This is a genomic window from Proteiniclasticum ruminis (genome assembly GCF_900115135.1).
Taxonomy (GTDB): Bacteria; Bacillota; Clostridia; order Clostridiales; family Clostridiaceae; genus Proteiniclasticum; species Proteiniclasticum ruminis_A.
Genome location: NZ_FOVK01000012.1, coordinates 1 through 13,305, shown reverse-complemented (window position 1 = coordinate 13,305; position 13,305 = coordinate 1). Strand labels below are relative to the sequence as shown.

The 13,305-nt window shown below is 39.5% G+C and carries 10 protein-coding genes; 7 read left to right on the top strand and 3 right to left on the bottom strand.

Translation table 11 applies throughout. The features are described from left to right. Positions 1 to 133 precede the first annotated feature (133 nt). From nox to BM243_RS12555, 3 genes are all read left to right on the top strand, one after another. On the top strand, positions 134 to 1,468 hold the full coding sequence (nox, locus tag BM243_RS12565) for a H2O-forming NADH oxidase (protein ID WP_074912697.1): 1,335 nt from the start codon (positions 134 to 136) through the stop codon (positions 1,466 to 1,468). A 228-nt stretch (positions 1,469 to 1,696) separates the two neighbouring features. Then, positions 1,697 to 2,530: a MerR family transcriptional regulator gene (locus BM243_RS12560; protein WP_074912696.1), complete on the top strand. Its 834-nt coding sequence runs from the start codon at positions 1,697 to 1,699 to the stop codon at positions 2,528 to 2,530. 93 nt (positions 2,531 to 2,623) lie between these two features. Then, positions 2,624 to 3,658: an NAD(P)H-dependent amine dehydrogenase family protein gene (locus BM243_RS12555; protein WP_074912695.1), complete on the top strand. Its 1,035-nt coding sequence runs from the start codon at positions 2,624 to 2,626 to the stop codon at positions 3,656 to 3,658. A gap of 151 nt (positions 3,659 to 3,809) precedes the next feature. On the opposite strand, the gene BM243_RS12550 is transcribed toward BM243_RS12555, so the two are convergent. The 3 genes from BM243_RS12550 to BM243_RS12540 form a co-directional block, all read right to left on the bottom strand. Further along, a complete protein-coding gene (locus BM243_RS12550) occupies positions 3,810 to 5,792 on the bottom strand; it encodes an FAD-dependent oxidoreductase (RefSeq protein ID WP_074912694.1) in 1,983 nt (660 codons plus the stop codon). A gap of 126 nt (positions 5,793 to 5,918) precedes the next feature. Then, positions 5,919 to 6,824: a helix-turn-helix transcriptional regulator gene (locus BM243_RS12545; protein WP_074912693.1), complete on the bottom strand. Its 906-nt coding sequence runs from the start codon at positions 6,822 to 6,824 to the stop codon at positions 5,919 to 5,921. 308 nt (positions 6,825 to 7,132) lie between these two features. Continuing rightward, a complete protein-coding gene (locus BM243_RS12540) occupies positions 7,133 to 7,432 on the bottom strand; it encodes a hypothetical protein (RefSeq protein WP_074912692.1) in 300 nt (99 codons plus the stop codon). A 279-nt stretch (positions 7,433 to 7,711) separates the two neighbouring features. Between BM243_RS12540 and BM243_RS12535 the strand changes: the two genes are divergently transcribed. The 4 genes from BM243_RS12535 to cas2 all read left to right on the top strand — a co-directional run bounded on the left by BM243_RS12535 (position 7,712) and on the right by cas2 (position 13,270). Continuing rightward, positions 7,712 to 8,185 carry a GNAT family N-acetyltransferase gene (locus tag BM243_RS12535; RefSeq protein ID WP_074912691.1) on the top strand — a complete coding sequence of 158 codons (474 nt, stop codon included), beginning with the start codon at positions 7,712 to 7,714 and terminating at the stop codon, positions 8,183 to 8,185. A gap of 661 nt (positions 8,186 to 8,846) precedes the next feature. Continuing rightward, positions 8,847 to 12,092, top strand: a complete 3,246-nt coding sequence (gene cas9, locus BM243_RS12530) for a type II CRISPR RNA-guided endonuclease Cas9 (protein WP_074912690.1) — start codon at positions 8,847 to 8,849, stop codon at positions 12,090 to 12,092. Beyond that, a complete protein-coding gene (gene cas1, locus BM243_RS12525) occupies positions 12,043 to 12,945 on the top strand; it encodes a type II CRISPR-associated endonuclease Cas1 (protein ID WP_074912689.1) in 903 nt (300 codons plus the stop codon). The genes cas9 and cas1 overlap by 50 nt, the downstream gene beginning before the upstream one ends. Positions 12,946 to 12,961: 16 nt before the next feature. Next, a complete protein-coding gene (cas2, locus tag BM243_RS12520; RefSeq protein WP_207646202.1) occupies positions 12,962 to 13,270 on the top strand; it encodes a CRISPR-associated endonuclease Cas2 in 309 nt (102 codons plus the stop codon). Positions 13,271 to 13,305 lie beyond the last annotated feature (35 nt).

Genomic DNA, 13,305 nt, shown 5'->3' with positions numbered 1-13,305 from the left:
TGCTATTTTTTTAACCAGTGCTATAATGAGGTTGGATTGTAATGGTTATTAAGTTAGTTTGAATTTAAGTTTAGACTATAACCATAATTATAATTATTAATAAATATTTCACCAAGTGAGAGGAGATTTTATCATGAACAAAATTGTCATTGTGGGTGCGAATCATGCAGGAACTGCAGCAGCCAATACGCTGATGGCAAATTATAAGGACGCCAAAGTCACAATTTTTGATGCGAACTCAAACATCAGTTTCTTAGGCTGTGGCATGGCCTTATGGATTGGTGAGCAGATTGCCGGAGCAGAAGGGCTCTTTTATTCCGACAAGGAAAAATTGGAAGCTCAAGGAGCGGTGGTCCATATGGAAGCTCCTGTAGAAAATATTGATTTTGATCGTAAAGTTGTTTACGCAACGCTCAAGGATGGCACCAAGGTGGAAGAATCCTATGATAAGGTAATACTTGCCACTGGATCTACGCCAATCATCCCCAATATTCCTGGCATAGATCTGGAGAATGTGCAGAAAGTGAAGCTGTATCAGCACGCGGATGAGGTAATCAGGAAGCTGAAGACAGAAGAGATTGAGAATGTGGTCGTGGTGGGTGCAGGTTATATTGGCGTGGAGCTGGCCGAAGCCTTTGAAAGAAAAGGAAAGAAGGTCACTCTCATCGATATTGCAGACACCTGCCTGCCTGTGTATTATGATGAACCTTTCACCAATCTCATGAGAGAGAACCTGAAGAATCATGGCATTCATCTGGCTTTTGGTGAAAGAGTGCTGGAGATTCGAGGAGATCAGAAGGTACGAGAAGTGGTTACAGACAAGGGAGTCCATAAAGCTGATATGGTCGTGCTGTCCATTGGATTCAGACCCAATACCGCTCTTGGAAACGGAAAGCTGGAGCTGTTCAGAAATGGTGCGTTTGTGGTGGATAAGCATCAGGAGACCAGCATGAAGGATGTCTATGCCATTGGTGACTGCGCTACTGTCTTTGACAACAGCATTCAGGATACCAACTACATTGCACTGGCTTCCAATGCGGTTCGAACTGCCATAGTGGCTGCTCATAATGCTGGTGGGGGAACACTGGAATCTGCTGGAGTACAGGGATCCAATGGAATCTGCATCTATGATCTGAAGATGCTGTCTACTGGTATGACGCTGGCAAAAGCCAATGTCTGCGGATTTGAAGCAGCTGCCACAGATTATGATGATCTGCAGAAACCGGAGTTCATTGAAGAAAACAATCCTAAAGTGAAGATTAGAATTGTTTATGATAAGAAGACCCGAGTGATTCTTGGGGCTCAGATGGCCTCCACCTATGATATTTCCATGGGGATCCACCTATTCTCCTTGGCCATTCAGGAAAGAGTCACCATTGACAAGCTGGCTCTGACGGATATTTTCTTCCTCCCTCATTTCAATAAGCCTTACAATTACATCACCATGGCTGCACTTGGGGCTAAATAAGAAAGCTACCAGCATACTGCAGGTAACGTTCACTAGGATAATAGAGATGGGTTTCTTTGGAAGCCTGTCTCTTTTTTTAACGCAGCAGCGCATCTAAGGCACGCTCTCGAAGAAACAAAGTTTACTTAGCAGAGATTGTTATTATTTTGACAAAATAGAGTGATGAGGGTATCATAAAGATAACCTTATAGTTGGTATAATGTATGGTTTGGGAAGGAGAGCAGCAAGATGAATAAGTTCACCATAGGACAGATGGCAAAACTGAATCATATATCGGAGCAGACCCTTCGTCTTTATGACCGGATGGGACTTCTAAAACCCTGCCAAAGAGAAGAAGACAGTGGATATCGTCTTTATGATATCCGCCAGAGTGCCAGGCTAGATATGATCCAGTACATGAAATCCTTAGGGATGACACTGAAAGACATCAAAGAACAGTTGGAGGATTATGATATCGCACATTTGGCAAACATCCTTCAGAAAAGACAGGCTCAGATTGATTTTCAGATGAAAGAGCTTTCTTGTCAGAAGCGAGCCATCGAACGCACTTTAGAGAGTTTTGACCGCTACGAGAATGCACCGCCTGATGGAACCATTGTGTTGGAGTATTTGCCCAAAAGAAAAATCTATGCCATTGACACGGGCATCAACTTTTATGAGTATGATCTTAGTGTTTACGAGAAGATGCTTAGAGAACTAAAAGACAGTTTGATATCTGAGAATCTACCCCAGATTTATTTCTGTAATGCGGGATCCATTTTACGTAAGGATAACTTGTTAAGTAGCAGACTGCTTTCCACAGAAGTTTTTGTATTTGTAGACGAGGAGTTCAGCGAAAGCGCCAGCACCACCACCATAGCTCCATCTAATTATCTATGTATTTATTGCGATGATTTTAACAAAGAGAAGGGGTATATCACAAGGCTTTTAGAGGAAATTAAAGCTAAGAGCTATACCATCACAGGGGATTACCTATGTGAGGTCATTGCTGAAGTACCAATGATTGAAAGGGAAGAGAGGTCTATGTACCTAAAGCTTCAAATTCCTATAAAAATAAGATAATTTTTTCACAATTCTTCTTGACCTTATACTTGGTATAACCTCTACGATAAAGACAAGAAAGAAATTTCTAATGAATTTGAAAGAGGTGTCTTTATGGTCAGGGAAAAAATTAGAGTGGTACAGTATGGCTGTGGGAAGATGGCGAAGTACACATTACGTTATCTCTATGAGAAAGGCGCGGAAATTGTGGGAGCCATTGATGTGAATCCAGAGATTGTGGGCATGGATGTGGGAGACTATGCAGGTCTTGGCGTGAAACTTGGCGTAACGATTCAGAGTGATGCAGAAAAAGTTCTTGATTCCTGTGATGCTGATGTGGCAGTTCTTACTTTGTTCAGTTTCATGGGGGATGTGTATCCTCACTTCGAAGCGTGTCTGAAAAGAGGCATAAATGTCATCACCACCTGTGAGGAAGCCATATACCCTTGGAATACCGCTTCTGAGTTTACAAACAAGCTGGATAAGCTGGCTAAGGATAACCACTGCACCATCACGGGTTCCGGCATGCAGGATATTTTCTGGATCAATATGGTAGGTCTTGTGGCTGGCGGAGTTCATTCGATTAAGAAGATTGAGGGCGCTGTAAGCTATAATGTAGAAGATTATGGACTTGCATTAGCTGAGGCACATGGTGCTGGATATACGCCAGAAGAATTTGAAGCACAGATTGCTCATCCGGAGACCCTTGAACCATCTTATGTTTGGAATTCCAATGAAGCGCTCTGCTCCAAAATGGGCTGGACCATCAAGTCCCAGATCCAGAAGTGCGTCCCCTATTTTTACGATGAGGACCTTTACTCTGAAACCTTGGGGAAGATCATTCCTAAAGGACATTGCATCGGTATGAGCGCCGTGGTTACTACAGAAACATTCCAGGGACCTGTCATAGAGACCCAGTGCATTGGTAAAGTATATGGACCGGAAGATGGGGATATGTGTGACTGGAAGATTACAGGTGAGCCTGATACCACTTTTTTTGTGAAAAAACCAGCCACAGTGGAGCACACCTGCGCCACCATCGTCAATCGGATACCGTCCCTGCTTATGGCAAAACCAGGGTTCGTCACCATGGAGAAACTGGATTCTGTGGAGTATCTGACTTATCCGATGCATATGTATCTAGATTGATTTCTAATGGGAAAATAGTAAAAAATAACTTAACACATTAAGATAATACGCCCCATTACTTCAGTAAGTCGAAGTAATGGGGCGTACTTTAGTATATGAAGTGACAGGGTGTAGTCAATCACTTTTTAGAAGGAATCCATAAATAGAGATCCTACTTCTTGGCATTATCCACTGCGATTTTAACAGCTTCTAAGAGGCGTTTTGAAGTTAGAGTAGCACCAGAGACCGTATCCAAGTCAATGGAGTTTTCCTTGACAATCAGATCTGGCAGAGTGTCCAGAGCTGGAGCTGCAATAGTTGCAGTCTCATGGTGGCTGAGTACTTCAACAGCCGTTATTTTTTCTGTGTTGATGGTAATCTGCACCGTCATTTTTCCTTCCTGTCCATCGACTTCTGCCTCATAGGTACCATCTTTAGCACCTGCCATGGTGAAATCGGAAGGGGTTATTTCAGCAGTTTCTTTCTTGAATATATCCTCGGAAAGAATATTGCTTGCTTCCTTTATGGTATACCCTTCCGAAAGAGTGGTGGACATGATCTGTTCTGCGGCGATATCGCCATACACTACAGGTCCCATGACACCGGTACCGGAAGAAATGTATCTTCCCCAGATTCCACCCACAGTTTCTCCTGCTGCATATAAACCGGGGATTTCCGTGCCATTTTCATCCAGAACTTGCATTTTGTTGTTGGTCTTGATTCCGCCTAGAGTAATGATGGCCAGAGGTCTGATTCGGACAGCATAGAAGGTCTCTCCTTCTATTTTGTTAATGGCCACATTGAAGGGAGCTTTGGGCTCAGAAAAATCACGGCCGAATTCATCTGTAGATTTCTCTTCTACAGACTCATTGTACTTTGATACAGTCTGGAGGAACTCATCCTTTGGAAGATCCAGTTTTTCGGCAAGTTCTTCCAAGCTGGATGCACTGGCTACATAAGGTTTGAATGCGTCTGTCATGAATAAATATTGCAGCATACCGCCTTGGCCTGCAGCGATGATATCTGCCGCGATTTTGTCAGTATAGATTTCATATTGCACACCTCCAGGCTGTTTTTCCAGAGCCACTTCTCTTGCGACATTGTCTTGGTCTGTTTCATTTACGAATCTCTTACCTTTAGTATTCACAAGGATACCGCCGGCAAATTGTGTTTTGGTGGTGGCGATTCGCCCAGTTCCAGGAATTTGAAGGCTTTCAAGTCCCATCGGATAAGTAGGAATCCATCCCATGGAATCCACATCCAAGGCACCGCCAACGGTCTGCATCAGGCGTAATCCCTGACCATCTGCGCTGGGAAGTCCGCCAGTGATGATTACGGAGCCGTATTCATTAAATTCCGCCATCAGCTTTGGATTCCCTGAATACCCACCCGTTGCCATGATGATTCCCTTAGTTCCTGTAAGCTTTAGTGTCTTACCTTCACTGGAAGCAAGTGCACTAAGCACCTGTCCTTTCTCGTTGGGGAGAAGGGCGGTCACTTCGGTGTTGAGAAGCAGTTCAATGTTTGGGTTTTTCTTTACCATTTCATCCAGGAGTTCGTGGACTGCAGATTTGTACTGATCAGTATGGGGCTTCATTTTGTAGGATCTTGGATAGGAGTATAGCGTATGTTCAGGAGCAAAAACGGATTTATGTCCTTCTTTATCTGTGGTGAACTCATTATCGGAAAGACCTTGTTCCCACATCCAGTTCACCATTTTCTGAGCACCGCTGACGTAAAGATCAATGAGCTCTTCATTTGGCTTTCCGTTCAGCTTGGACCCTTCGGCTATGATATCTTCTTTATAGGACTCAAGGGAGTCTTCGGTGAGTCCATCCAGTTCCTGAATGATGGTTTCAGCACCTGAAATTGTTCCACTGGTAGTATTAAGAGAGCCTCCAGTCATGGGCATCTTATCCACGATGATGACTTTTTCAGCGCCATATTCAGCAGCTCTAATAGCAGCGGAAAGCCCAGCAGCACCAGCACCCACGACAATCACATCAGCAGAGAGCTCCGCATCATAAGCAGTCTGTTCCTGTTCTTCTTCATTGGGAGAAACTGGAACCTCAGGATCTTTTTCAGTCTTCTTTGCACAACCTGCTGCACCGATGGCGAGCATTGCAATCATGACGAAGGATAGTATTTTTTTCATGACAACCTCCAAATCGTTAAAATATTGACGATTTGAGTATAACAATATTGAGCTCTTTAAAAATACAGTAATCATGAATGAATATATAGAAAAGGTGAAAATACTCTGAGTTATCTTATCCTGAGTTTAAATTTTTTCAATCTCATTTACTTTATGAACCTGCGTGTGCTTTCGGAACTCCTTTGGAGAGAGTCCATAGTGCTTTTTAAATGCAGCTGAGAAGTGATTCGGTGAAGAGAACTCCATATGAAATGCAATATCTTTAATGCTGTATTCTGTCATTAGGAGCATTTTACTGGCGTAATCGAGTCTTGCTGATAGAATATATTCTTTTGGAGAGCATTTTAAAATAGACTTGAAAATTTTGTACAGGTAGTTTTCCGTTATACCTATCTTAGCGGCCACGATTTCCACTGAGAGATTCTTCTGGATATTTTCTTGTATGATTGAGGAAGCTCTTCCTAGATATTCTGATTGAACACTGTCGCAGCAGTTGTGATGTGAATCGGTCTTCTGTATGGATATTTGTGAGCGATAGACTTCTACAGCCATGGCGTGGAAGAGATTTTCCATAAGGGATAGATATCCAGGTTTTTTTGATGAGGATTCTTCTAGAATCCTTTCAAATAAAAAGATCAGCCGAGTCTGGACAGAGCGCCATAACATGCTGTCCTTCTGAATACCAAGTTTTTGAAAGAAGCTTTCTTGCAGATGTAATGGGTCCAAGTGAAAATAGATGTACCCAAACTTACAGCCTTCCTGTCCCACAGAGGCACTGAGAATACAGTAGGCTTTCGTGAACAGTAAATCCCCTTTTTCAAGAAAAATAGTTTGTCCGCAGATTTCCATAGAAGCAGATCCATCTAAAATCAGTATCAAACGGTTTTGAGGGACAGGGAGCTGATGAAGAAGATCTTTCTTTTCAAGGCAGCGGTAACCACAACCGGTTATTTTTGATGTGAATAATCCAAGAAAGGCAGATAGTTCATCTTCTTGCAGTCCGTAAATGCTCTGATTGTATTTATATTTCATCTTAAAATTTCTCCCTGAAGCAATCTTTTAAATTAGGCTGAGTATATGACATTGTTATTAATGTGTCAACAATGGTGTTCTAATACAGTTGATTCATATAACATTCTTTTGAGTGTGTTTCGTTGAAATTATCCAGCTTATTAGAACAAATAAAGCGAGAAAAATGAAGATTAAAAATAGAAACTAATGATAGAATAAGCCATATCAACCTGCGAGGAGAATTCTTGTATAAGAAAAGAACAGATCTGCAATCGTAACAAATCTGTTCTTCAGTAGAAGTTTAGTTGACCTCTTTTCAAAAATGGAGATTATTTCTCTCTGATGACTTTAAAGATGGTCTTTGAAAGCCACTCTTCAAAAGCGTGGACACCTTCACTTCTTTTCAGTTCCACAAAACTGAAGTCCTCCACGATAAATGGTATTTTTTGATAGGCCAGCATAAAGAAATCTTCTGTGGCAAAGAATTGGATTTCATGAGGGTTAAAGCTCTTTCTCTCAATCACCCGGTGGAACATCTTTTGTGCATAAGACTTGGCGTCTGCAGTGGTTCGGAAAACAGCATCCGCGTAGCTGCTGCCTCCTGGGACTCTTTTTGTGCTGTTGTACATATTGATCACTCCTCATAATTTTTATTCTATGCAGGAATTTCAGGCAATAAAAAAAGCCCTTCTTAAGGAGCTATGCATCTCCTCATCGATATTAGCTGAACCACCTTACTTATAAAAAAAGCAGGTTGGTATGCGGTCGTAGAGCTAATCCTCTACCGCAACTCCTGATAAGAACTATTGAATTGTACATATTAACTATATCATAAATTTTGAAGATGTGAAGAGGATCTTTCCATCCTATGGTATGATAAAAGCAAAAAAATAAAAGCAGGTGATTCTATGGACCTTAGAAAAGTGCATGACAGCAATCTTTGGCAGATTGTGAAGCTTAGTGTGGGAGAAGACCAGAGAAAATTCGTTGCAACCAACACGCAAAGTATACTGCAGGCGTATACCACCATCACTTCTGGTGGCGTTGCCCTTCCTTTTGGCCTTTATGAGGGAGAAGAACTGGTGGGCTTTGTGATGTTTGGATTCGATGGATTTGAGGAAGGGGATCCTGAATATATCAAGGGAAGCTATGGTCTGTGGAGGTTTATGATCGATGAAAATCATCAAGGAAAAGGCTATGGGAAAAAAGCCATGGAAGCCTGCCTTGCTTATTTAAGAACCTTTCCTTGCGGAAAAGCGAAGTACTGCTGGCTTTCTTATGAACCTGAAAATGAAGTTGCAAAAAAGCTCTACAATTCCTTTGGGTTTCAAGAAACGGGGGATGTAGTTGGAGGAGAAGTGATCTCTCTGCTGGAACTATAAACGGATAGAACTAGAATAAGAAGGTGCCTAGAGACATTACAATTCTCCAGGCACCTTTTTTTAGACCATTCATTTATTGGAACGTAGACTACTGTTGGATAAAACTCTCTACGATAACACCAGAGTTTGAAAGGGGATAGAATGTATTTCACAATGTGTAGATCATGAGAACTGCATGTAGGATGAGATCTACTCTTCCCTCGGAGATTCATATCTTATCATCTTAGACAAGTTATATATAGTTCCTAACAGATTCAGCTTACCAAGAGAGTTCCTCTTCTTCACACTATCTTTTATCTGAATTATTTTCATCTCTGCATTTGCCATAGTACTTCTACTTTTTGTATGTCAGGGGTGGAAGTTACTATGACAATTAAGGAGCGAAAAATAAATAAGTAGAAATATCTATAAATAGCTTGACTATATTCGAGGTTATTGATAGAATAAATATAACAACATCAAAGCATAGCGAAGGTTTTAATGTTGTTATAATAAAGCTTTATGCTGTGAGGTATCCCCAGATTATTTATAATCTGGGGTATCCTTTTTTATCGGGGGAATTTGTAAATTCTTTGAAAATTATAACTATTTCTGTAATTTACTTCCCAAAAATTTACATATCATGTATTATATTCTTAATATTATACATTGGGGGTAAAAAATGAAATATACGATAGGTCTTGATATTGGAGTTACTTCTATAGGTTGGGCTGTTATAAATAACGAGAAGAAAAGAATAGAGAATCTAGGCGTCAGGATATTTGATGCTGCGGAAAATCCTAAAGATGGCTCATCGTTAGCTGTACCTAGAAGATTGGCTAGATCCACCAGAAGGCGACTACGGAGAAGGAAGCACAGACTTGAACGAATTAGAAGGCTTTATCTGAAGTATAGGTTGCTAGATGAAGTGAGTTTAGAGAACTTATTTATGAACTTGGTAAATTATGATCCATATGAACTAAGAAATAAAGCTTTATTTGAAAGAATATCAGATGCGGATTTAGCGCGAATTCTTCTCCACATATCAAAAAGACGTGGGTTTAAGTCGAATAGAAAGAGTGAGCTGCAAGAGAAAGATATGGGGGTCCTATTATCTAGTATTGATCAGAACCGTAAAATTATTGAGGAAAGAGAAATTACGCCGGGTCAGCTTCTAAACGAACTTGAAATAAAAAGAAATAAGAGAGGAGAATATAAAAACACTTTACTCCGCTCTAATCTTATTGATGAAATAACTAAGATATTTGAGAAACAACGTGAATTTGGAAATGATAAGCTCACAGAGGAGTTTGAAAGAGAATTTACAGAAATATTCTCATCACAACGCAGCTTTGCAAAACCTGGTGCAATTGAAGATTTAACTGGAAAATGTACATTCGAAAAAACAGAGTTACGTGCTCCATCAGCAGCGTATACATCTGAAATATTTATGGTGCTAACTAAAGCGAACAGTATCGTTATACAGAATCAGGAAGGCGAACGAAAGCTCAATAGAGAAGAAATTCGGTTGATTAAAGACGAAGCACTTAAAAAGAAAAAGGTTACATTCTCATCTTTAAGAAATGTGCTTCAGTTAGAAGAAGGAGATATCTTCAACTTTTTGGACTATAACTCTAAGAATAAAGCAGGAGAGCTCCTATCTAGGGAAGAGATAGAGAAGAGCCCGTTTATTGAGCTGAAGCATTACCATAAGTTGAGAGATACCATTGTGAAGGATCTTGGAGAAGTGACTTGGTTAAAGCTATTGGAAAATCCATTGTCGATTGATACTATTGCTTATGCGCTCACATTCAGAAAAAGTGATGAAGATATAAGGAACTACTTTTTTGGCATAGAGAACTATGGAAAAAACGTAATACGGCCTGAGATAGATATTCATCCCGAGATTGTTGAGTGTGTTCTTAAACTCTCCTTCTCAAGAACAAAAAATCTATCCTTGAAAGCGATGAATAAGATGATACCATATTTAATGGAAGGCTTTCGTTACGATGAGGCTGCGTCTAAAGCTGGATATCATCATAGTGTCAGAAACACGAAAGAGAAGCATATAGTTCTTCCGGTTTTAGAAATAGAGGAGATAAAGAATCCAGTTGTTTTTAGAGCTCTTTCACAATGCAGAAAAGTTATAAATAGTATTATACGAATATATGGATCACCATATAGAATCCATATCGAGCTTGCAAGAGATTTAAGTAAATCATTTACTGACAGAAAGGAAATCGAAAAGAAACAGAAGGAAAATTTGGCTGAGAAGGAAAGAGCTGCGAATCATTTTCAGGAGCTTTATCACCAAGTTCCGAAATCTAGTGATATCTTAAAATGGAGACTTTTGAAAGAACAGGACGGGAAATGTGCCTATTCATTAAAAACTATTGATCCCTATCGTCTTACTGAATCAGGGTATACAGAAATTGATCATATTCTTCCGTATTCGAGAACGTTTGATAATTCATATTTCAACAAAGTTCTTGTTCTAACAGATGAGAATCGTGACAAACTGAACAGAACACCCTATGAGTACTTTGGCCACGATAATGACCGTTGGCATCGATTTGAAGCTTGGGTTAATGCGGCAAAACTACCTAGAGATAAAAAGCAAAAATTGTTACGTATGCAATTGAAACGAGACCAGGGTATAGAGATGAAAGACAGAGCACTCAATGATACACGTTATATTTCAAGATACTTGAAGAACTATTTAGAAGACAATCTTCTGTTTGCTGAAGGACCCCAAAAGAAAAGAGTATTCACCTATAAAGGGCAAATGACAGCTTATCTTCGTCACCGATGGGGTTTTGAAGCAAAAGACCGAAGTAATGATCTTCATCATGCATTGGATGCGGTTCTCGTTGGGGTGATGAATGACGGGATGGTTCAGGAGATTGAACGTGCGTCAAAAAGAAGAGAGTTCTATAAGAGAAAAATTGAACGAGAGTATGTAGATCCGGAGACTGGAGAAATTGTTGAAGAGCTCTATATGAAAATTAACAATACGAAGCTAAATGAGCCATGGGTAGATTTTAGACAAGAAGTGGAGATTAGACTTTCCGAGAATCCTCAGTATGGGTTGAAACATAAAAAATTCTATAATTACGACCCTGAAGAGATTGAACTGATAAAACCGATTTTTGTTTCTAGGATGCCTTTTAGAAAAATAACAGGCCATGCGCATATGGAGACGATTAGAGGGGCAAAATATCTCGATAAGAATATTAAAACATCTAAAGAAGTTTTAAGTAACATTACCTTAGAAAAACTTGAAAAGATGATTGGAAAAGAAACGGATCGCCTAACATACAATCTAATTAAAGAGAGACTTTTACAGCATAATAATAAACCGCAAGAAGCTTTTAAAGAACCTCTTTATAAACTGAAAAAGGATGGTTCGAATGGACCAGAAATAAAGTCTATTAAGATTGGAGAAACTTATAGTGCAGGAGTTCCTATTAATGATGGAACTGGAGTCGCAGATAACGGAAAGATGATTCGTGTAGATATTTTCAAAAAACAAGGAAAACATTATGCAATTCCTGTATATGTTCACCACATAGTGAACGGAGCGCTACCAAATAAAGTGATAAATCCAGGAAGACCTTTTAGCGAATGGAAAGAGCTCGATGATACCTACGAATTTTTGTTCTCTCTTTACAAAAACGATCTTATTAAGTTGCAATTCAAAAACGGAGAAGAGATTTTTGGGTATTATATAATGATTGATAGTTCGGTAGCGAGTGTCACTATTGAGAATGATGCGAGATCTGAAAAGTATCGTAAATCAATTATGACTTGCAAAGAGATTCAAAAGTGGTCTGTTGATGTATTGGGAAATATTAGTCAAATAAAAAAGGAGCAAAGGCGTGAGTTGGAGAAGCCTCGTCATTTCAAGCAAGGTTCAGCTTTCAATTGAGAAAGATCAGCTTTGTATTTCATCATATGATTCTATTAAAATACCAGTAGAAGATATCAGCGTTATCGTGTTGGAAAGTCTCCAATCGATGATTACTACTTACACACTCAGTAAGCTTGCGGAGAGAAATGTTCTGGTTTTTATATGTGATGAAAAGCATTTGCCACAAGGTGTTTTTTTACCTTTCATTCAACATTCTAGAATTACAAAAATTATAAGTGCACAGTGTAGTATGTCCAAACCAACAAAGAATCGGGTCTGGCAGAAGATAATCGAAAGAAAAATCTGGAACCAGGGTCGTGTCTTAGAGATAATTGGGTTTAATGAGGCGAAAACTTTGATGCTATATTCGAACAAAGTACAATCAGGTGATAAATCTAGAAGAGAGGGTATTGCTGCAAGAGAATACTTTAGGGTTTTGTTTCCTGATATGTCAAGAAGAGAGGATACTTTACAAAATGCTGGACTTAATTATGGATATGCCATACTTCGAGGGGCAATTTCAAGGTCATTAGTTTCATATGGTCTATTACCAACCATTGGTGTTGGACATTATAGTGAGCTGAATGCATTTAATCTTGCAGATGACATCATAGAGGTATTTAGACCTTTGGTAGATTTGTTCGTTTATACTCATTTGTATGGAAGTAAGGACGAAGAATTAAGTAAGGAGTTAAGAGGGCATCTTGTAAATCTACTAAACTATCAAATTGAGATGGAGTCAATGAAGATTTCTGTGCTTAACGCAATCGATCGCGTAGTAGAAACATACCAGAAGGTCTGCTTAACTGGAAATTATACGGACCTGATTCTCCCTAAAATTATTGAACTACAGGTACATGACTATGAGTGATCAGATGAGGAGATTTATGAGATTAATAGTATTCTTTGATTTACCTGTTGTAAAGAAGGAAGATAGAAAGGGATATACTCAGTTTCGGAAGTTTCTTCTTAAAGATGGTTATGATATGGTTCAATTCTCAGTGTATTCGAGAATCTGTAACGGTCAAGAAAGTGTAAATAAGCATTTAGGGCGATTAGAAAAAAATCTCCCATCAAAAGGATCTGTTAGATGTATGCAGATAACAGAAAAACAGTATGGTGAGATTAAGTTTTTGGTAGGAAAACCAACAAAAAAAGAAGTGAAAGTCAGTGCAAGTCAAATCTCATTTTTTTAGAATTTAATGGGCCTAGAACCCCTGAAGCCTTTGGT

Bases quoted from the DNA above. Each gene is read 5' to 3' on its own strand.
- BM243_RS12550 (WP_074912694.1), bottom strand. From the start codon at position 5,792: ATGAAAAAAATACTATCCTTCGTCATGATTGCAATGCTCGCCATCGGT.
- BM243_RS12555 (WP_074912695.1), top strand. From the start codon at position 2,624: ATGGTCAGGGAAAAAATTAGAGTGGTACAGTATGGCTGTGGGAAGATG.
- BM243_RS12535 (WP_074912691.1), top strand. From the start codon at position 7,712: ATGGACCTTAGAAAAGTGCATGACAGCAATCTTTGGCAGATTGTGAAG.
- BM243_RS12540 (WP_074912692.1), bottom strand. From the start codon at position 7,432: ATGTACAACAGCACAAAAAGAGTCCCAGGAGGCAGCAGCTACGCGGAT.
- BM243_RS12560 (WP_074912696.1), top strand. From the start codon at position 1,697: ATGAATAAGTTCACCATAGGACAGATGGCAAAACTGAATCATATATCG.
- cas2 (WP_207646202.1), top strand. From the start codon at position 12,962: ATGAGATTAATAGTATTCTTTGATTTACCTGTTGTAAAGAAGGAAGAT.
- BM243_RS12545 (WP_074912693.1), bottom strand. From the start codon at position 6,824: ATGAAATATAAATACAATCAGAGCATTTACGGACTGCAAGAAGATGAA.
- nox (WP_074912697.1), top strand. From the start codon at position 134: ATGAACAAAATTGTCATTGTGGGTGCGAATCATGCAGGAACTGCAGCA.
- cas9 (WP_074912690.1), top strand. From the start codon at position 8,847: ATGAAATATACGATAGGTCTTGATATTGGAGTTACTTCTATAGGTTGG.